The sequence below is a fragment of the Crassaminicella profunda genome, from assembly GCF_019884785.1.
GTDB classification, from domain to species: domain Bacteria; phylum Bacillota; class Clostridia; order Peptostreptococcales; family Thermotaleaceae; genus Crassaminicella; species Crassaminicella profunda.
The window spans coordinates 2,525,214-2,546,711 of sequence record NZ_CP082326.1; the positions used below are offsets into that span (position 1 = coordinate 2,525,214).

The 21,498-nt window shown below is 29.5% G+C and carries 15 protein-coding genes, 1 pseudogene and 1 other annotated feature (1 of these 17 cut by a window edge); of the genes and pseudogenes, 6 read left to right on the forward strand and 10 right to left on the reverse strand.

Annotated features, from left to right (window positions below; translation table 11 throughout):
• Positions 1-496 precede the first annotated feature (496 nt).
• From K7H06_RS11995 to K7H06_RS12010, 4 genes are all read right to left on the reverse strand, one after another.
• Entirely contained in the window at positions 497-1,573 is a 1,077-nt protein-coding gene (locus K7H06_RS11995) for a Shedu immune nuclease family protein (RefSeq protein WP_246637705.1), read from the reverse strand.
• 354 nt (positions 1,574-1,927) lie between these two features.
• Positions 1,928-2,485, reverse strand: a complete 558-nt coding sequence (locus tag K7H06_RS12000; protein ID WP_223036287.1) for a GyrI-like domain-containing protein — start codon at positions 2,483-2,485, stop codon at positions 1,928-1,930.
• Between the two features lie 72 nt (positions 2,486-2,557).
• Positions 2,558-3,400 (reverse strand): MerR family transcriptional regulator, encoded by an 843-nt coding sequence (locus K7H06_RS12005; protein ID WP_223036288.1) that lies wholly within the window; start codon positions 3,398-3,400, stop codon positions 2,558-2,560.
• A gap of 139 nt (positions 3,401-3,539) precedes the next feature.
• Positions 3,540-4,127, reverse strand: a complete 588-nt coding sequence (locus tag K7H06_RS12010) for a GrpB family protein (RefSeq protein ID WP_223036289.1) — start codon at positions 4,125-4,127, stop codon at positions 3,540-3,542.
• 296 nt (positions 4,128-4,423) lie between these two features.
• Here K7H06_RS12010 and K7H06_RS12015 point away from each other — a divergent pair, with 296 nt between their 5' ends.
• Positions 4,424-4,867: a hypothetical protein gene (locus K7H06_RS12015; RefSeq protein WP_223036290.1), complete on the forward strand. Its 444-nt coding sequence runs from the start codon at positions 4,424-4,426 to the stop codon at positions 4,865-4,867.
• 280 nt (positions 4,868-5,147) lie between these two features.
• On the opposite strand, the gene K7H06_RS12020 is transcribed toward K7H06_RS12015, so the two are convergent.
• On the reverse strand, positions 5,148-5,399 hold the full coding sequence (locus K7H06_RS12020) for a PF20097 family protein (RefSeq protein WP_223036291.1): 252 nt from the start codon (positions 5,397-5,399) through the stop codon (positions 5,148-5,150).
• 164 nt (positions 5,400-5,563) lie between these two features.
• Here K7H06_RS12020 and K7H06_RS12025 point away from each other — a divergent pair, with 164 nt between their 5' ends.
• Positions 5,564-6,277 carry a hypothetical protein gene (locus K7H06_RS12025; RefSeq protein WP_223036292.1) on the forward strand — a complete coding sequence of 238 codons (714 nt, stop codon included), beginning with the start codon at positions 5,564-5,566 and terminating at the stop codon, positions 6,275-6,277.
• A gap of 395 nt (positions 6,278-6,672) precedes the next feature.
• On the opposite strand, the gene K7H06_RS12030 is transcribed toward K7H06_RS12025, so the two are convergent.
• From K7H06_RS12030 to K7H06_RS12040, 3 genes are all read right to left on the reverse strand, one after another.
• Positions 6,673-8,550 carry an S-layer homology domain-containing protein gene (locus K7H06_RS12030; protein WP_223036293.1) on the reverse strand — a complete coding sequence of 626 codons (1,878 nt, stop codon included), beginning with the start codon at positions 8,548-8,550 and terminating at the stop codon, positions 6,673-6,675.
• 362 nt (positions 8,551-8,912) lie between these two features.
• Positions 8,913-9,410 (reverse strand): hypothetical protein, encoded by a 498-nt coding sequence (locus K7H06_RS12035; protein ID WP_223036294.1) that lies wholly within the window; start codon positions 9,408-9,410, stop codon positions 8,913-8,915.
• 453 nt (positions 9,411-9,863) lie between these two features.
• Positions 9,864-10,352 (reverse strand): hypothetical protein, encoded by a 489-nt coding sequence (locus tag K7H06_RS12040; protein ID WP_223036295.1) that lies wholly within the window; start codon positions 10,350-10,352, stop codon positions 9,864-9,866.
• Positions 10,353-13,154: 2,802 nt separating this feature from the next.
• On the opposite strand from K7H06_RS12040, the gene K7H06_RS12045 reads away from it, so the two are divergent.
• The 4 genes and pseudogenes from K7H06_RS12045 to K7H06_RS12060 all read left to right on the forward strand — a co-directional run bounded on the left by K7H06_RS12045 (position 13,155) and on the right by K7H06_RS12060 (position 16,250).
• A complete protein-coding gene (locus K7H06_RS12045; RefSeq protein WP_223036296.1) occupies positions 13,155-14,663 on the forward strand; it encodes a recombinase family protein in 1,509 nt (502 codons plus the stop codon).
• 46 nt (positions 14,664-14,709) lie between these two features.
• A pseudogene (locus K7H06_RS12050) lies at positions 14,710-15,087 on the forward strand (cell wall hydrolase); the annotation flags it as partial.
• 35 nt (positions 15,088-15,122) lie between these two features.
• Positions 15,123-15,512, forward strand: a complete 390-nt coding sequence (locus K7H06_RS21540) for a hypothetical protein (protein ID WP_425514916.1) — start codon at positions 15,123-15,125, stop codon at positions 15,510-15,512.
• Between the two features lie 102 nt (positions 15,513-15,614).
• Positions 15,615-16,250: a DUF4397 domain-containing protein gene (locus K7H06_RS12060; RefSeq protein ID WP_223036298.1), complete on the forward strand. Its 636-nt coding sequence runs from the start codon at positions 15,615-15,617 to the stop codon at positions 16,248-16,250.
• A 28-nt stretch (positions 16,251-16,278) separates the two neighbouring features.
• On the opposite strand, the gene K7H06_RS12065 is transcribed toward K7H06_RS12060, so the two are convergent.
• Together K7H06_RS12065 and ileS are read right to left on the reverse strand one after the other, a co-directional pair.
• Positions 16,279-18,012 (reverse strand): putative bifunctional diguanylate cyclase/phosphodiesterase, encoded by a 1,734-nt coding sequence (locus tag K7H06_RS12065; protein ID WP_223036299.1) that lies wholly within the window; start codon positions 18,010-18,012, stop codon positions 16,279-16,281.
• 140 nt (positions 18,013-18,152) lie between these two features.
• Positions 18,153-21,260 carry an isoleucine--tRNA ligase gene (gene ileS / locus K7H06_RS12070; protein ID WP_223036300.1) on the reverse strand — a complete coding sequence of 1,036 codons (3,108 nt, stop codon included), beginning with the start codon at positions 21,258-21,260 and terminating at the stop codon, positions 18,153-18,155.
• A gap of 54 nt (positions 21,261-21,314) precedes the next feature.
• Positions 21,315-21,498 (reverse strand) — a binding site (T-box leader) (it continues 35 nt past the right edge of the window).

The window sequence follows — 21,498 nt, forward strand, 5'->3', positions numbered from 1 at the left end:
TTACAAATATCCCATTATACACATTGGTTTCACTCTAAAAGCTCCCTGTCTCAAACCTCATCAATTCCCCCACAGATACTACATTTAAATCTCAATCTATATAATATAATCATTCATTATAACTATAAATATTTTTCAAATATATCCATATTATAGCATAATACCAAATATTATTACATAAAATCCATACTTTACAACTCAATTTACCTTCGCAAAATAAAAATACAGGATATTTGATCCTGCATTAACCACACATTTAATATCATTTTGATTTCAATCCCAATAGTTTAGCTACACCAACTATGGACAATAGAAAGTTGATCATTCCACCTAAAGTTCCCATAGTTCCCGAGCGTACACCCACTTTATTCATATTCATGCGTTATATATTAACATTAAATCCCAATAAATAAATCCCCAATTTATACACTTTAAAATGGATAATATTGGGAAATTATGCATTGTGTGATGCACTCAGTATTTTACGAGCTATATACTAAAATCTTCTTAATTTTCTAACCCACGAATCCCACGTTTCAAGTTTCATCGTTGGCTTAGTGCTATACTCAAAATCTTGTCTTTTTCTACTTTCTTCTAGGTCATTAATTGTTCTACCAGCAATCAAAACAGGATAAATATTGATATCTTTGTTTGGATCAACTTGTAAATTTCCTTTAGGTCCAATTAGTGAATTATATAGTCTATCACCAGATTCAACTCTTTCTCTTATTTCATGTACTTTTCTTCTAAATTTCTCATAGTCTCTATAAATATGACCCAATCTTTGTCGCAGTTGACCTGATGCTTCTTCAATCTTACTCGCAAATTTACCATAGTTTCCTTTGTTCACTAAGTTAAAATCTGCACCTTTTACTTCAATTAGATATACATCCATTCTAGATCGTCCAGTAAAGACGACATAGTCTACAAAACCGTTTCCTAACGGAAACTCTGAAAAACAAATATATTCCTCATCTGGATTTGAGTATATTTCACCAAATACAGATAAATCAGACTTAAGTAGTCTTGACAACTCTTGTTCAGTTACCCCCTTATAAATCAACTCCTTAATAGACTCTTTTTTAATACTTTTATACTCTATCTCAAATCTTCGCTTTGTGACTTCTTTACTTTCACGATAATTAAAATCTATTTGAGGATCCATTTTATATCTAATCTTATCTATTTGTTGTGCTAACCTAACAATATCATAAGTTAATACACTCAATTCTTTTTCATCACATTCCAACTTTTCTAAAACTGATTCAAACCTTAAAGTTCTCCAATCCGGGCGACTATCTTCACTATATATGACAAGGTCAAAAGACGGAACACCTCCAAAACTATCTTCATAGTGTTCAATAAACTGTACTCCATCGGGCACCATTCCGGTTTCTTTTAATGAATTACAAATTATTTCTATTGCATTTGTTACTGATGCCGATGGATTTTTGTCCCCAATGTCAGTTAATAAAACATACGTCTCCTTCTTAGAATTTAAAAAAGTTCTTACTCTACACAAACCATCATGTCTTGAAAATGACCTGGCTTGATATCGAAAAATTGTATCCATTAACTTCAATCAAATCTTCCTTTCTATTTCAAGTATTTTCTATACCTAGTGTTTCACATAATATTCAAACTGAGAATCTAACCTATATAAGATATTGTTGTATTACAACAACATATATTTTTCAAGTATATACATATTATAACATTATCGTACTTATATTTACATTATTTTCAATATATAGGGTCTAACTTACATGCGCTAACTAAAATTTTAATATAGATAAACAAGTTCAAAGCTAAACTTTATGATGAATCCTTCAAGCGCCTTGAAGCATCTGTTTCATTCTTATATATTTCAAAAAGAAACAGATACTTCTCGAAGTTGAGAAGCATCATCATAAATCCAATATCAAGCTTATTCATCTATATAATTCATTATGTAAATAATCTTTTTAGCCAGAACGTCATAAACTTCCATTATTTCCTTCTGCTTTAACCCATTCTTTTCAACAAACTTATTAATCTCTGGATAAACCTTCATAATCCCAATAAAAACTGAAAATGCATTTTTAAAGGGAAATTCTACCACTATACATTGTTGCTTTGATGTTTCTTTGACTTTTAAATTATTCTCTTTCAGCTTTTCAATGTTATTATAATCCGCTTCCTCTAAAATACAACCAGCTATACTTCTTAATTCTTCCTTAGAAACCTTTTTAGGGTCATCATAATACACTCCAAATCCCTTAAAAGTTTCAATACCATATTCATTTAAAAGTATATTGTAAATATTATCTTGTATTTTTCGTGTCCCCTTATAGTCCCCTTTATGGTCTTCGTATACTAAAACATATGGTCCCATTTCCTTTTCCTCAATAACAATTTTAGAAAATAAACCTAAATAGTTTAGAAATAACACTATAGCTACTATAATGAGAAAAATTACTACTAAAGCGATTTTTAGTACGCTCATCTATATCTCCTCCTCAAAATATTCTCTAACAAAATTATAAACGCTACAGTTACCAGAGAGTCAAGAGATTAATTAATATTTTTTTACTGGTAATATTATTTCTGTTATGTATTCATCCTCACAACTAGTAATTATAGGATCTATTATATAGTTCTCAACAGCTCCACCTACAAAAACTAAGTTATTCTTCTCTAGCCAATCTAACATTTTCTTATACGTTTGATTCATTGTTTTATAATTTCCGTAATGATAAGCTACTGCTCCAAGAAATCCTCCAAACTTCCTTACAACATTATTATATTCTCTATTCTCACCAACTTTAACACACACTTCTATATCTGCTTGTGCATAATCAAAATTTGTATAATCATCATAATAAATGGCCATCATTGTACCTGTCATTTGCAAACCATTCTTTTCCACTAAATTAGCTAACTTAGTAAACCTTAAATAAAATTCATCCTGATTACAGGGGCCCGTATATCTTGAATATGCAACATATGAAACAGGAATATCTTTTACGTAAATATCAATAGAGTTAGTCACGTTTTGGTCATTGCTAGTCATCTTTTGAATATAAAGATTTAGCTTATTCTTTAATGCTGTAAGTTTCAATATATTTGTTTCAATCTCTTCACTTTTACATTTAATCATCTGTTGGCTATATTGCAAATCATTTCTTTCTAGAAGCTTTTTAATTTGATTAAGTGAAAAACCAGCTATCTTAAAATACTTAATGGTATTTATCTCAAGTAATTGATCATGAGAGTAATAACGATAATTATTTATGGCATCAACCTTAGCTGGTTTTAACAAATCAATATCATCATAGTGATGTAACGTTCTGATAGGTATATTGCAGATCTTAGATATCTCTCCAATTTTATAATATTTAACTTCTGCTTCTTTGTTCAAAACATACTCCCCCATTCCATTAGTTATCTCGCCCCTACTTTAATACATATTATAACTCTCGCTAAAAGTTTGGTTATTATATTTGATAAACTAAAAATAAGCAGAGCATTTCTCTGCAATACAAAACTTATTAGTATCTTCATAATTTGGGCGCATATCTATTGCCAAAATCTTTTCTTGCTATCCTTGTATATTTCATAATGAATTCTGTTTTAGCTTCGGTATACTTATCTCTATTATGTTCATATTGCTCTTTTAGTCCTTGTTTTAATTTCCCATATTCTTTAGCAACTTCTTTATGAACTAAAAGATAATCTCTAAAATATAATTCATTCCAATCTCCCCAAAATCGGACATGAAGATGAAAAACTTTTTCAGCAAAACCATTTAAAGTATATCCCTTATTGAATGAAATTTTCATATCTGGCTTACTTTCAAATGACATGATTGTCCAACCAGCATTGTTTAGCTTTAATTGTAATTGTTCTATATCGCAATTACAATCAACTTCTAATAAAATATCTACTGTTGGTTTAGAAATTAGTCCTTCAATTGAGCTACTTCCCATATGATTTATTCGCTTAATCTTATCTTTACCTACGGCATTGACGATTTCATCTTTTTCAATTAAATACCATTCTTTATAAGCAGGATTATGTTCTTTTAAAATAATCGGGAACAATTCCCAAAGTTCTTCTAATGACATTTCAGACAATGTTTTTCCCATAATAACTTCCAAAACAAAATTATATTTATTGCCCACTTTTTTATAAACTTATCATAAGTCATCATATCATATTTACAACACTATCCTTTTAAGTAAATCAACAATCAATCTATATTCGCTAAATTAACATTTAATGCTTCTCATCAAGTTGTTAGACTGTTTATATCATTCTCATTATACAATTAATTTAAAGTATTTTTATACTTTTATATAAAAATAAGTAATAACAAAAAACTGTATAGAATATATATTGATTAGAAATACATTATGGTTATCAACCAAAAGGAGGACAAAAAATGAATTTAATTAAAGAAGTATTAAAAAAAGCTGCAAAACAGATGGGTGAACATGTAAAACTAGAAAAAGTATTAATAAAAACTGGTCGTCTTGCACAAGAAGCAGTTGATTCCGCGGAAAGTGTTTTGGGTTTCGACTATCTCATTGAATATGATAATAAGTGTTTCGAGTTTTATGTAGCTAATCCACCATTGATAGGTATGACACAACCAACTCCTGTTAAAAGACCTTTAGGAATTGCAAGTTTTGCAGATTATAAAATTGACTACAAGAGTGCTATTAAAATATTCCATTCAGGGGATTGGGGAAGTAAGTTTACTTCTATTGTATTATCAAAGCCATTGACTCCAGAAGTAACAGAACCTTACTGGTATTTCCGTTCTGATCTAGGAGTAGATGTTATTATTGGGGCTAACACTGGTAAAGTTCATCACCCTGCGTAAGAACTAACAATAATAATAGTATATTGTATAAGCAAACCCCTGGAGAACTTTTCAGGGGTTTTTTTGCTGATCTAATGAAGTGAATTTTATAATGACTGATAGCATTGCTAATAGGGCTACAAAATGATTTCCTTAGATTGATGGCTATATTTCCGTATCTTGTATACGTTAACTAAAATTTTTAAGAAATCTACACCGCAGGAGCCCCAATTATTAACCACTAGCATTAAACATAAATTCTATTGCATAAGTAAAGCTCTTGGTAGAATCCAAGGGCTTTTTATTCTTCATTAAGGTTAACAATAATTTTATTGCACTGTTCACATCTATAGCCTTTCACCCTAGGTCTACCTTTAAATGTTCCAATAGATTCTCCTCCCATAGCCATTCCTAAAAATAATTTTTTAGATTCCGGCAACCATGTTAATGGATAATGAGAACCATATATAAATCCTGAAACTAATCTATTATTACAATAAGGACATTTTGATTCTTTTTCATTCTCCTTAATTTTGTTTTGTTCTAAAGGCATATTTATCCCCCCTCTTTTATTCTCTATTATAATATAATTCATCTGAAAAAACACATAACTATGTCCACAATATCCAAATAATGTTAAAATAAGAGAAGCTGGTTTATACGTTAAACTAATGGTCAGTATAATTTTTTTACAAAATAATAAAGGTGTTGATCATAATGGAATTTTGTATAGATATAATTAATAGAGCTATATCAAAAATAAAAAAAAGTTTAATAAATGTTAGTATTATTTTGTTATGTATAATTACTACAACCAATGTACTATGGGCATTTTTATCTGTACAGAATATAGGGATATCTAACTCAAAAGATGGTTATTATCAATTAATTATTCAAGATGAAGGAGCTGTTCTTTTAGGTAATAATACTGTATCTATACTTTATAAAAGCAAATATGATATTTTAAGACATATGATATTCAAAACATTTATAAATAATGATGGAAGTATGCTTACTACTGAAAATTGCAAGATTGAATGGAATAATCACACAGCTGAACTTACACTAATAAGTTCAGAAGGATTTCCAAAAAGATTTTATTTTCATTTTAAAAAAATATCTTTAATTTATAGATTAGTTTTTATACTGTCGATATTGCTACTGGTATTAATTATAAAGTTCAAAAATGTAGAAAATGAAAATTGGTTTTTTATTAAAATATTTTCATTTTATATAAGTTATTGCTTCTCAATATATTTAGGAGAATTAAGAATTCCGATAGGAATATTAGCAGGGTTTATTATTATAAATAAATATACCAAAACAAATGTTGGTATTAAAAAAAATATACTGAGTATATCCATGCTTATATATATGTTTCTAAATTATTATATTCCCTATTTGTTGACTTTATATGGAAAACATGCATAAAAAACTACCTTTCATCATCTAAGATCTTTTTTCTCCATAATTTGTGTAAAGTCATCCATAAGATAAGTAGTTTTATCATCTTCTAATGGACTATCAAAAGCATCCCTTAATATTAATTAAAATTTTAGTGTTAATACTATAGCCCCTGAATCATATCAAAAGCTTTTTATTATGCATCAAAATAACATTTAGTTATATATAAAAACCCCTAGCTTTAATCTAGGAGTTTTTGATCTATTATATTCCCAAGTTTTGATACACTACGGAATAATGTTATATAGAATTATGTATACATTTATTTATATACTCAACTCTTAAAATTGTTTAAAACCTCATTCCCATAGTACTATTTATAGTCATAGTATCTGTTTTTTTAATATCGAAAAATCAAAGTTCTAACTTTCTATCAATTCAAATATAACTACCGCTGCTTGACTTCGTTTTGCATTTCCTTTGTAATCTAATTCATCTAATAGTTTATCTGTTATTCCTATTTTTTTTGCTTTAGCTATTGCTTCTTTTGCCCACAAACTACTATCCCCTACATCTTTAATATCTTCCTCTGTTATTGCTATTTTTCCTTTATATTTTTCATATACATTAATTACTATCTGTAACAATTGTTCTCCTGTTACTTTGTTTTTTGGATTAAATTTATTGTTTCCCACTCCATTCATTAACTTTTCTTTATGTACTAGATATACATATTTTTCACACCAATTATTTTTATTTACATCATCAAACACCTTATAATTTTCATTACTCAATGCATCTAATTTTAATGCTTTTACTAATAAAACTGCTATTTGTGCTCTTGTTAGTGGATCTTCTGGTCTAAATGTATTATTATCAAAACCTGATATGATCCCATCTGAAACTAAACTTTCCACTTCCTTTTGTGCCCAATGATTTTTCATATCATTAAATTTTATTTTTTTCTCAATCTTTTTCTCCTTTTCTACATATTCTTCTTCAGCCTTTTCTTTTAAATTATCCTGTATTTTATTTTTAGTTTGTAAATCGTCATCTAATATAAACTCTATTCCTAACACGTTATACTTTTCAATAATTTGGGGATTTACTAAAAAGTATCTTCCACTTTTAAGGTTTTTGCCTATATTTATATTATTATTGTAATCTATTTTATAAAATGTTTTTTCTTTTAATGCTTTTTTTCTTACTTCATCTAGGCTCATATTATCAATATTTTTTTTATTTAGAATATACCATTTATAATCATCCTTTTCATTCAACAAATCTATTATTTTATCTTTTGTTTCTAATTGGATTTTGTTTATATGTATTTCAATTTTATCTTCTCTTCTCTTTACTCTTGTATTACCTATAAAAGTATATTTTGAATCATTTGCAACATATTTTCCTATTATAAAATCAGTATCTTTTATATAATCCCCTGTCAAATTAACATGCACATCTTTATTATTTTCAGCTTCATCTGTTGCTCGTATTTTTAGATCTTTCCATTCCATACTATAAGAGGCATAATTATTCCTATAATATGCTTTTGAAAAATCTGCATTTAAAATTAAATTTTCATCTTTTCTAACAACATCATAGGTTACTCCATCTATTCCATTAAACTTAACTTTTCCATAGTATTTCCATACAAATCCTTTATTTACTTTTAAATTTATAGTACTTTTACCTTCTGGAAAACTTCCATGTACATCTGTAATGAAAGCTATTCGATTCAATCTATAGTTATCAAAACTTGAGATAATCTTGTCTCCTGGATGACTCTTACTATAAGTTGGAAAATACTTACATACATCTATATATGGTTCATGTACTTGTGCATATCTTATTATTTTTTTGTTTACCTGACAATTACACCCTTTTGTTTCGACCTTTAAGTCCTCATTGTTTATAGGTTTAGAAATCAAAGGAATTTTAATTTGCCCTCCTTTTTTTATTCCATATACTGAACATTCAACGGTTTCATCATCTAGTCGTTTTACTTTTAACTTGTTTATAAATTTACTCATTTCTTTTTCAAAACTAGTGTCTTTAAAATCTTTGTCCTTAAGCCATTCTGCATTTTTTAATTTCAAAATAAATTTTTCTTCACCCCCTGTAAAATCACCATGTCGGTCTTCTATAAATAAATTAGGCGCTGCACCTTCTTTTAATTTAGCATCAGTTGCTACAAATACTTCTTTATCTACGTAATTTTCAAGAACAGCATAAGATGGGGTAATAGTTGATGTAACAAATATAGAAATCAAAAAAAAGATAGTTAAAATTTTTTTCATAAAACATCCCTCCCAGATAGTATGATAACATACAAAAAATAAAAATAATGTAATTTTATGGTATTAGCTTATTGCTTTCTATAATTCATTTAATAATTTTTTATAGTATTAAAAAAATATATATTTAAAATATCAGAATAAAATAAACATAAATTTTACGTAAAAGAAAAATACAGGAATTATCTCCTGCATTAATCAGACGATTTACATTTCAAAAGGAACCTTCTGGCCCTATTTTGAATAACTTATATGAATATTTTAATTTAGATCCTTACTAAAGAAGGAATTTCAAATTCACTTTACACAAATTTTTTTACAATCTCTATTCTTTTCTTAAATTATTTAAAGAACAATATAAATTTTTATTTAAATGCTTTATCTTTATCAAAATACAATTTATATGGTCTAACAGGATCTCCATCAATTAATTCAACGTGGACATACATATATTGATCATTCTTTAAATAAATTCTTGGTTCGTACATATTCTGACCAGGGTATACAATTTTTTCTCCAATCTTACCATTCTTATCAGTAAGCATTGTAACTTTATACGTAGCCTTATCTGTTCCAAAAAATTCAGCATCCATTCTTACCAAGTTATAGCCTGTTGTTTCAGGTTGTGAATCCAATTTAAGTTTATACCAATCATCTTTATCTATTGGATCATTAAGTGATCCTACTACTGCAACCGTATCAAAATAAGGCATTTGAAGATCACGTTTGCATGCTGTACTTTGTGTATTGTTAGACTCTCTCTCTGTCTTCAACGTCATAGAAGAAGCAAAAACAGGTGTAACAAATAAACTAACAGCTAACATAGAAGTAATTAATGTTTTCATAAATCTTTTGTTTTTCATAAAAGACACTCCCCTTTTGATGATTTTTTAGTACTTTATGATGTACTCACTTAATAGATGCTTAATGTTCAAAAAATGTTCCTAGAACTTGAATAACCCTTAAGAAAACTTCTCGACATATTCTTCCAAAAATTTAAGATATAGTAGATTTCACCTACTCATAAACATTAAGCTAACATTTAATGCTACTTTTGAATTTGATCAGTATAAAGGTCCTTTTTTTCATGCTTCTTCTTGTTCTTTTTTCTCAATAATACTTCAGATCTTAAATATAGAAGATAGTACTAGTATATGTATCATCAAGATAAAAGCAACTTTTTAAATATATGAAATAAAATATACTTCAATCATTTTAAATTTAAAAATTATACGAATCAATTATAGAAATAAAAAAACTCTTATTTAAAAGAGTTTTTTTATTGAGAATCCACTACTAACAATTATTTATACTTTTTATTTGAATTTTTTATTTACAAGTAATTCAATCTCATATGGTTGCATAGTAATCCCAGCAATTTGTTCAACATGAATATAAATTTTGTTACCATTTACTAGCCCTAAATTATCATGTCTTAATTTCTCATTTCCTTTTATTGTTTTATCGCATAATCGAGTACCGTATTGATTCCATAGTTCAACATGATAAGTAGCATTTGGTGTAGCATTAGCAAAGAAATTCATAGTAATATAACTATATTCACTAATATTCATAGTTAATTTATACCAATCATGAGTATCGGTAGGTTTATTAAGTAAACCAATTATACGAAAATCATCATAATATGGAATTTGGCACCCAAAACTATTAGCAGTTTCTTTAGTATTATTCCCTTCATGTTCTACAAACACCTTCTCCCCTCCTGTTGCAAAAACAGGTATAGCAAATAAACTAATAGCTAGCAATGCAGTAAGTAAAACTCTTATAAATCTTTTGTTTCTCATAAAAAACACTCCCCTTTTGATAGTTTTTTAGTACATTATGATGTACTCACTTAATAGATACTTAGGGTTTAAAAATTGTTCCCAAAATTTGTATAAATTATAGTAAATTTTTCAACATATTTTTTTAAATATCATAATTGATATTTGTTAACTCTTCGCTAACTAAAGTTTTTATCCAAAAACTAAAAAAAGCAGGAGCCTAAGCTCCTGCATTCTTATGATCTTCTTCGTATTCATTTATTGCAGCATTAGCAACCCTAAACCATTTTGTTATTCCACTTGGTACCTTTATATCCATACCTAATGAATTTTCAATAATACTTCCTAGTTCCTTAAAACAAAATGCACCAACAAACTAATTAAGTCAATTTTTAGTGCATAATGTATATATTTAGCGCTTATCCAAATCATTCCTAGTATCTATTATTATTTTCTACTATAATAAAATTAACTATTTTTCTATTTCTCAAAGGTGGTGTAATTAATGACAAATATTTTCTATGCTAGTATAGTTATTATTTCTACAATTTGTTTTTGTTTTAATGATTTGAAACACTCTAAAAAAACTAATTATAAGAATACAGATACTCCCACCTATAAAGGCTGGTTAGAAACCACAATTTTTCTTACTGCTTTGTTCTGTTTTATATCTATTTCAGATCTGTATATTATGAGAATTACTAGAGTTACTATTTGTATTTTACTCTTTCCAACTATTACATTTACTTCTTATAAAAAATATACATATACGAAAAATTATAAAGATTTAGTTAGAATTATCATCATTTTATTAATAATGGTTTACGTACTTTGTTTTAAACCAATCTACTATTTATTACCTTAGACTAACCCTCAAATTCATATATAAATTGAAAAATCATCAATAATTCAATAAAATATTTACATACAATTATTTGGAGGTGACAACATGTCAGTTTTTTTATTTATATCTGTTATTACTTTATGCATCTTAGGACTTTTTTTACTAATCATATTCCTTGTAAAAGATAAATTTGAATAACCACCTCCGAGAAATCTTATTTTAGTGCTGGAGCTGGGTAATCCAGCCTCATTAATCAACTCACCTTTTTCTCTTTATAACTTTTCATTCTTCTATATACAGAATCTTTACTTATTCCAAATAATTGCCCTATTTGTTTAGTATATTTTTAATAAAGCATAGATTACCTATCTCTATATCCTCGCCCATCTCACATATTGTTTCTAATAGGTCGTTTATGTCTTCTTTTACATTTTCTCATCACCTCGATCAGTCTAAAATTCTGTTCAATTACTCATCTTAAATTCACCAATGAGTATAATATTAAAGCCAATCATGGATACTATATAAGTAAATAAGTTTAGGAGCTGATGTAATGAATATTTTCATAAATTTAATTAAAATTTTTATTAGCTTAATAACTTCTATTCAATGCATAAGATGGGGCACAAAATACAGGTTTCCTCCTCTCATTTGTGGAATAATTGGTTTTCTATATCTACCATTTCTTTTTAATATTCTCTCACCTATATCTGTAAAATTAAATAATACAAATAACTACAGAAAAAAGAATTAATTTTTTTATTTCCCAGCTTAATGCAACTTTTGCTATTCTTCTATGCAAGGAATATCACCGTTCTCCGTATATCCTCCCATTTCACATATTGTTTCTAGTCGATCCTTAATCTCTTTCTTTACATTTTCCATATACCCACCACCTAGACTAAGATTCTATTTTGTCTTACAAAATCAATTTAATATGCTAAAATTTAATTGTATCTCCAAAAAGGAGTTGATTATTTTGGCTAGAATATTTCTATTTGGACAATCCTTAATTATTGGTCTACTAGTTTCATCATTTGTTTATTATCTTAATAGAAAATTTAAAATCCATAATATGTTATGCACGAAAGTTAAATCTAAAATTATAGTGGAACTAATTATTTTTTTAATTGGCATCTTTATCCTTGTATTAATGAATCACATGGGTGTTAATTACAAATTTAGTCTTGCGATAGCTCTAGGAATCAGCTTCGGTTTAAATTTCAAAACTGCATAATTAGTTCACTGAACTAACCTTTTACACATTTACTAATTCCATAATCAGCTCTAATATAGTAAAATAAGAATACTACTAAATATTGGAGTTGATTTTTTTGTTTATGACTTTTTTTAATATAATCAGTGCCAGTTTCTCTAGTTTTATCACTTACTCAGCACTTAATTTTATAGATAATAATATTTTTACTTTTAAAAACAGACCGCTTCTTAAACTAACTCAGATTCACATCATCATCCTGGTAGCTTTACTTTACTTTGTTATGTTTTTCTTTAATGTTGATATACAAAGACATATCTTCCCTTTTATTTTTATTGGTTGTCTAACTGGTCTTCTTGCATTTTTCTTTATAGACTGGGATTAAAAGTTCGCTAAATACAACTTTGACGAATAAGTCCTCATGCTAACATCTTTAAATACTCATCCATGGTTATCTGATTTCCCAGCATTGTTTGTAACTACTACAACAATCAAAGTCCATAGAACCACCACCTTCCATCGATTGCACTTAACCTAAGTCTTACATTTTCAACAATTTATCTATTTTTTTATGTACTTTTTCATATTCTTTTACTAGTGCAAGCCATTTTGCTACAGATTCAAGACTTTTTTCTCTTCATTTCAAATAAAGTTTCAAGAATCATCAAAAAATATACAACCTGTATAGTAATACTTCACTTTTATTTTTTCAGAAAAAACATATAATTAAGTAATATAATTAATTTGAAAAGGTGATAAGAATATGAATGTATGCATTTATCTAAGAAAATCTAGAAGTGAAGAAAATTTATCTGTTGAAGAAGTATTAAGCAAACATCGAACAACACTATTAGCTTATGCTCAAAAAAACAATTACAACATACTAGAAATTAAAGAAGAAGTAGTTTCAGGAGAGTCTATTAGTAGACGACCTCAAATGTTGGAATTATTACGAGAAGTCGAAGATAATAAATATGATGCTGTATTAGTTATGGATATTGATAGACTTGGCAGGGGGAATATGAGAGAACAAGGGTTAATCCTTGAAACATTTAAAGAGTACAATACTAAAATTATTACACCCCGTAAAGTTTATGATCTAGATAATGAATTCGACGAAGAATTTTCAGAGTTTGAGGCATTTATGGCTAGAAGAGAATTAAAAATAATCAAAAAGCGTTTACAGCGTGGGCGACTTAAAAGTCTTGAAGAAGGCAATTATATTAGTCCTTATGCTCCTTATGGCTATAAGAAACTAGAAAAAACTTTAGTTATCGATGATGAAGAAGCTAAAATCGTTAAGCTGATATTTGATTTATATGTAAATAGTGGATATGGAGATACAAAAATAGCTAAATATTTGACACAAAATAGTATACCCAATAAAAATGGTAATTTAAATTGGGATAAAACAACTATTCGAAAAATGATTCAAAATCCTGTGTATATTGGAAAAGTCACTTGGAATAAGCGTGTATATAAATATAAAGAGGATAGCAAAAGAACAAGTAAATTTAAAGATAAAAGTCAATGGAATATTTACGAAGGCAAGCATAATCCAATCGTTGAAGAAGATATTTTCAATCAAGCTCAAAAACTTACAAAAAGCAGATATACTCCTCATATCCACAAAAATAAAAAATTAAGAAATCCCTTAGCTAACCTTTTAAAATGTGGCGCTTGTGGAGCAACAATGACTATAAGAACAGCTAAAGGCAAACACGATAGTATTAGATGCTACAAACACTGTGGTGGTATTAAATCTAGTTATATTTATTTGGTGGAAGAAAGACTGTTAAACATGGCTTTACATGAATTAGAACGTGTAAAATTTGAGTTTGAATTTAGGGAAGATGAAATAGATAATACAGAACTTAAAGTTTTAGAAGCTGCCATAGAGCGAAGTACTAAAAAACTTAATCTTCTTAAACAGCAAAAAAATAAATTATATGATTTGTTAGAACAAGGAATATATGATAACGATACTTTCTTAAATCGAATGAACACGCTCTCTGCTCAAATAGATTACACAAATAAGGACATAGAGACGGCACATAAGAAACTTTTTAACATTCAAAAGGGTATGACTACCAAAAAAGATTTAATGCCTCAAATAGATAGTTCTATAAAGTTTATTAATGACATATATTATAGACTAGATGCAGCAGCTAAAAATAACTTTTTAAAAACATTTATTGATAAAGTAATTTATACAAAAGAAAAAGATGCTGACCAGGATGATTTCAAACTGGATGTATTCTTCAAATTATAGTCATTGGAAATACTAGGTTTAACAATGGTGGTATGATGGAGTTTGTAATGGCATGAAAGCCGTGGCCACTGTCATCATGAATAGAAAAAGAGTTCCTTATGGAGAGTATCATCGATTAGGGCAAGGGGATATACGAAAAATCATTTATCAAAAAGGTCAGTTTGATTGCGTCCGTTCTGTTTTGGCAGGAAAGCCAAATCCCCAAACAATCTGGGCAAATCCACCAGAACAAATCCATTATGATATAGCTGATTGGGCTCTTTCTGGAAATAGATTATATAATATTGGCTATTCATTATGGTATTTTAACCCATTTAAACCTACTTGTCCTTATACCTTTCCAAGAAACGGAACAGGTAGTTTTCAAGTAAAAGTAGGCCTACATTGCTTTTATAATCCAACAGAGCTATATGCTCAAACTTAATATGTTATAAAATTATTTATTAAGGGGGTTGATTTATGTTTAACGATATTCCAAATTATTACTATCCTATGTATCCCATGTATCCTATGACACCAAGTATGCCTATGCCATCTAACAATCCAGAACCTATGATGCCAAATAACGAAATACCTATGACACCACCTACTACTCAATTACCACCAGATTTTGAGATTGAACCAGGTCCACCTGTACAAGATGATATTAATTATACGCAAGGATATCTCAAAACTCAAATTGGAGAATACGTAAAAATAGAATTTTTGTTGGGCACCAATATGCTCGTAGACCGTGAAGGTAAATTAATTGATGTTGGCATCAGTTATATTGTTTTGCAAGAACCAGAAACAGACAATTACTTAATGGCTGATATTTATTCTATCAAGTTTGTAGAAATATTTAAATAACATACTATTACAGACTACTACATGGGAGTAGTCTTTTTTTGTAACAAAACCATTAACTTCTTCATATTATATGGTAGATATAATAGAAAGGAGCAATTGATTATGTATTATCCTTATATGCCTGCATTTAATCAATCTATGCCTATGCCTTCTTATGTAAGAATATTTCACGCTTCTCCAGATGCCCCTGCTGTAGATGTATATGCTAATGGTAAGCTTATTGCGAAAGCTTTAGAGTATAAAGACTTCACAGAATATTTACCCTTGATCCCTGGCAAATATACTATTTTAGTTTTCCCATCTGGTACAACCACAAATCCTGTGATTAATACAAGTATAGATGTAATGCCAAATGCTAATTACACAGTAGCTGCTACAGGAATGTTAGAAAATATAAAACCTTTGGTCATTCCTGATACGGCATCCCCTATTTACCCAGGAACATCTCAACTAAAATTTGTTCATTTATCTCCTAATGCACCTATGGTAGATTTAACATTCCCAGATGGAACCATTCTTTTTAGAAATATTGAATTTAAAGAAATCAGCCCAAATTTGATGATTCCCCCTGCTAACCACACTTTTGAGTTACGCCTAGCAGGTACTGACAAAGTAGTTCTCACTGCACCAAACCAATTAATAAAGCCCGATCGATACTATACAATCTATGCAGTAGGTCTTGCAAATGATCAACCACCTCTACAAATCATTACAGCTCTTGATAAGAGCTCTTATTAAAAAAAAACAGTAGTATCCTCTTTTGATACTACTGTTTTTCTATTAACATTTTTTCAAATTCTTCAGGTCTTACAGGAGGACTAAAGAAATACCCCTGTATTTGCTGACAGCCGTGCTTTTTTAGCGCCTTAAGTTGTTCTTTTGTCTCAACACCTTCAGCAATAGATTTTAACCCCAAACTTTTAGCAATCCCAATAATAGCTAATACAATGGCCCTATTACTTTCATCCTCATTAATATCTCTTATAAACGACTGATCTATTTTTATCTTATGAATAGGAAAACTTTTAAAATAAGCTAGTGAAGAATATCCCGTCCCAAAATCATCAATAGCTAGTTGAATCCCCATATTATTTAATGCTTTTAATGTTTTTATTGTAAAGTCAGGATCTAGCATGGCATTACTTTCTGTAATCTCAAGTTCTAAATCTTCTGGTCTTATTCCTGTCTCTTGTATAATTTTTGTGATTTTTTCTATGAGATCTTTTTGTTTAAATTGTAGTGGCGAAAGATTTACTGCAACTTGTATATTTTTTAATCCTTTTTTTTGCCAAATCCTATTTTGTTCACAAGCTTTTCGTAAAACCCATTCTCCTAAGGGTACAATAAACCCTGTTTCTTCTGCTAAAGGAATAAATTTAGCTGGAGAAATAAGTCCTAATTTGGGATGTTTCCACCTTATAAGTGCTTCTGCTCCAATAATTTCTCCTGTAGTAGTTTGTACTTGAGGTTGATAATAAAGAATAAATTCATCTTTTTCTAAAGCTTTGTACATATCATTTTCTATAGCCAATTGTTCATATGCTCTTTCACTCATCTTTGGCGTATATAATTGATACGTATTTTTCCCTTTTTCTTTGGCACGATACATAGCCACTTCTGCATTTTTCATTAAACTTTCCATATTCTCTCCATCAGATGGATAAATACTGATTCCTATACTTGCAGTAACATAGATTTCATCATTCTTTAGTAAAAAGGGCTTTTCAAAAGCGTGAAAAATTTTATGTACTACTTTTATTATATTTTGAACACTTTTTATATCTTCAAGAAGGATGATAAATTCATCTCCGCCTAATCGTCCTACTGTATCCCCCTCATCCATATATTCTCTTAGTCTCTTTGCAGCCCCTTGAAGGAGCATATCTCCAATAGGATGTCCTAAAGTATCATTAATTCGCTTAAACCGATCAATATCCAAAAAAATTACCCCTACTATTTGATTGTTTTTATGAGCATGGGTTAATGCCAGATTTAAACGGTCCTTCGCCAACTCTCTATTAGGAAGTTCCGTTAACGCATCATGATAAGCTTGATATTTTATATGTTCTTCTTGCAATACATTCTCTGTAAGATCATGAAATACAGAAACATATTGAAGGGTTTTTCCATCATCATCTTTTATAGCGGAAATATTCATCCATTCTAGATAAGTTTCTCCATTCTTCCGTCTATTCCATATATGACCCTTCCAATTTCCCATTTCTATGAGACTCTTCCACATGCCTTTATAAAATTTTTTATCATGTCTTTCAGAACGTAAAATCCGAGGGTTTCTTCCAATAGCTTCCCCTGCGCTATATCCAGTAATAGTAGTAAAAGCTGGATTTACTAGCTGTATAGTTCCGTCAATGTCTGTAACTGCAATCCCTTCGCCCGTATTATTAAATACTTTTTCTGCTATACGCAGTTTTTCTTGGGTTGTTTTTTTATTTATAACATTTTGTATATTTTTTCTTAATTCATTATTTGCCTGATTCATACAACCCCTCCACATGGTTCTCAAAATCTTATTCCATTTTTCAAATATTTTACCATAATTAAAAATATTTCTCAATATCATGCTATATAACTCCATCTTATTAAGAATAAAAAAAATCAGCCAAACGGCTGATTTTTCCTTTATATTCTCTCTAACTTCATTCCTGTTTGATGCCCATTTAAATTTTGTTTTTCGAAAGTATCATCTTGTACTTGTTCAATACTTTCTGCTAAAGTTTCTTGCATAATATACTCTTTATGCATATTTACAGCTTTTGTTATTTCTTCATCTCCATCAAAGTAAATACGGATTTTATCCATCATTTCATATCCGTTGTTTTTACGCATTTGTTGTACTTTAGAAATAAACTCACGAGCAAATCCTTCATCAATTAACTCTTGCGTTAGGGTTGTTTCTAGAATTACAAATAGGTTATTTTGCATCTCAACAGTAAATCCTTCTTTTGCAGCAATTGTAATTAATACATGCTCTCTAGTTAATTCTAGGGTCTCTCCATCTACTGGTACTTCTATAGTTTCACCATTTTCAAGCTTTGGTACTGCTACAGATGCATCAAGACTACCTAATGCTTTTCCAAGAAGTTTTATTTTTGAACCAAATATAGGTCCTGCCACTTTAAAGTTTGGCTTTAAGTTAAAGTTCATAAATTGATTTAATTCTTTTTCAAATACTACTTCTTTCACATTTAATTCTTCCTTAATAAGTGGTATTAAGTCAGAAATTAGTGATTCATATTTTCCATCAATCATGATTTCACGAACTGGCTGACGAACCTTGATTTTAGATGCCTCTCTTGCAGCACGTCCAAGTCCTACTAAGTCTCTTACAAGGTCCATTCTTTCTTCTACTCTTTCATTGATCAAAGCTTCGTCTACTTGTGGATAATATGCTAAATGTACAGAAGATTCTCCTGTTAACTTTTTATAAATCTCTTCTGATAAGAATGGTGCAAATGGAGCTACCATTTTTGAAATTCCTACTAAAATCTCATAAGTTGTATTGTATACAGCCTTTTTATCTTCTGTTAATTCTGTTGCCCAGAAACGTCTACGAGCACGTCTTATATACCAGTTAGATAAATCTTCATTTACAAAGTCTTGGATTTTTCTTACTGTCTTTGTTAAATCGTAGATTTTAAGCTCTGATTCTACTTCTCTAACTAAACTATTGTATTTTGATAAAATCCATTGATCAAGCTCTGGACGCTCATTATATGGAACAAAGAATTCCTTTGGATTGATTTGGTCTGTATTTGCATATAGTGTGAAGAAGTTATAAACATTTTTAATGGTTCCAAAGAATTTACTTTGTACTTCTTTTAATCCATCTAAGTCAAATCTTGTTGGTGTCCATGCAGGAGATACATATAGTAGGTACCATCTTAAAACGTCTGCTCCATACTTATCAAAAAGCTCAAATGGATCTACCGTATTTCCTTTTGATTTAGACATCTTTCTTCCATTTTTATCTAGAAGTAAGTCATTTACTAATACATTTTTATAAGGAGATACTCCTTTTACAAATGTAGAAATTGCAAGTAATGAATAGAACCAGCCACGAGTTTGATCAATTCCTTCACAGATGAAATCTGCTGGGAATAATCCCTCATCAAAGCCCTCTTTATTTTCAAATGGATAATGATGTTGTGCATAAGGCATAGCTCCACTATCAAACCAACAGTCAATTACTTCTGTAACTCTTGTCATTGTACCGCCACATTTTTCACATTTTAAATGTACATCATCTACATATGGTCTATGTAGTTCTATACTTTCATCTATATCTTCAATAGCTCTTTCTACTAATTCTTTTCTTGAACCAACTGAAGACGTATGACCACACTCACATCTCCAAACAGGTAATGGAGTACCCCAATAACGATTTCTAGACAATGCCCAGTCATTTAGATTCTCAAGCCAGTTTCCAAATCTTTTTTCTCCTACATAATCAGGATACCAATTAACTGTATTATTATTTTCGATTAATTTATCTTTTAGTTTTGTCATTTCAATATACCAGCTTGGTTTTGCATAGTATACAAGCGGTGTAGAACATCTCCAACAATGTGGATAGTTATGAGCAACCTTTTCTTTTTTGAATAGCTTTCCTTCAGCATGTAACCATTTGATAATAGCTACATCTACTTCTGGGTCCATTACAAATTTACCTTCCCAAGGAGTAGCTGTATATTTTCCAGCCTCATCTACTGGTTGAAGTACTGGAAGATCATATTTTCTACCTAGTTGGTAGTCATCGTCACCAAAAGCTGGTGCAATATGAACAATACCTGTTCCATCTTCTGTAGTTACATAATCTGCAAGTGTTATAAAGAATGCTTTCTTATCAGGCTTGATAAAAGGCATTAACTGTTCATATTCCATATGTTCTAAATCTTTTCCTTTTAGCTCTTCTAATACTTCAAATTCTTCTCCAAGTACTCTCTTTGCTAATGCTTGTGCTACATAGAATACATTTCCCTTTGAATTTACTTTTAAATAAGTTACTTCAGGGTGAACTGCTAATGCAACGTTTGATGCAAGTGTCCAAGGAGTAGTTGTCCATGCTAAGAAATATTCTTCAACATCTTTTCTTTTAAAAGCAACGATTACTGTGTTAGATTTTATTTCCTTGTATCCTTGTGCTACTTCATGAGAAGCAAGACCTGTTCCACATCTAGGACAATATGGAAGGATTTTATGCCCTTCATACATATAACCTTCGTTGAAGAATTTGTTTAAAATCCACCATACAGATTCAATATAATTGTTATCTAATGTGATATATGGATTATCTAAATCAATCATATATCCCATTCTTCTTGTCATTTCTCTCCATTGTCTTTCATAAGAAAATACTGATTCACGACATTTTTCATTAAATTTATCTAATCCATAGTTTTCAATTTCTTGTTTATCAGATAGATTTAATTGCTTTTCAACTTCAATCTCAACAGGTAATCCATGCGTATCCCAACCTGCTTTTCTTTTTACTTGATGACCTGTCATCGTTTTGTATCTACAAACAGAATCTTTTAATGTTCTCGCCATTACGTGATGGATTCCTGGTCTTCCGTTTGCAGTAGGAGGTCCTTCAAAAAACACAAAGGGCTTTCCTTCTTTTCTTGTTTCAACACATTGATCTAAGAGATTATTTTGATCCCAAGCATCTGAAATTTTGTTTTGCACTTCAGCTATTGGTAAATCAGACAAAGTCTTAAATTTTTCCATATCCTTCATCCTCTCATTTGTTTTTTCAATATTAAAAAATCCCTAAGCAGATTGCTTAGGGACGAATAAACCGCGGTACCACCCTTATTTATAAGATTTCTACATCTTATCTCTCAACGCATCATAACGCATGCCTGCGAAAACCCTTACTGATTTTTTCAGGATTCCAGTTCCAAGGCGATTTTCATAAAAAGTATTGTCATAATCTCTCACCAAATGATTATTTCTCTGTACACCC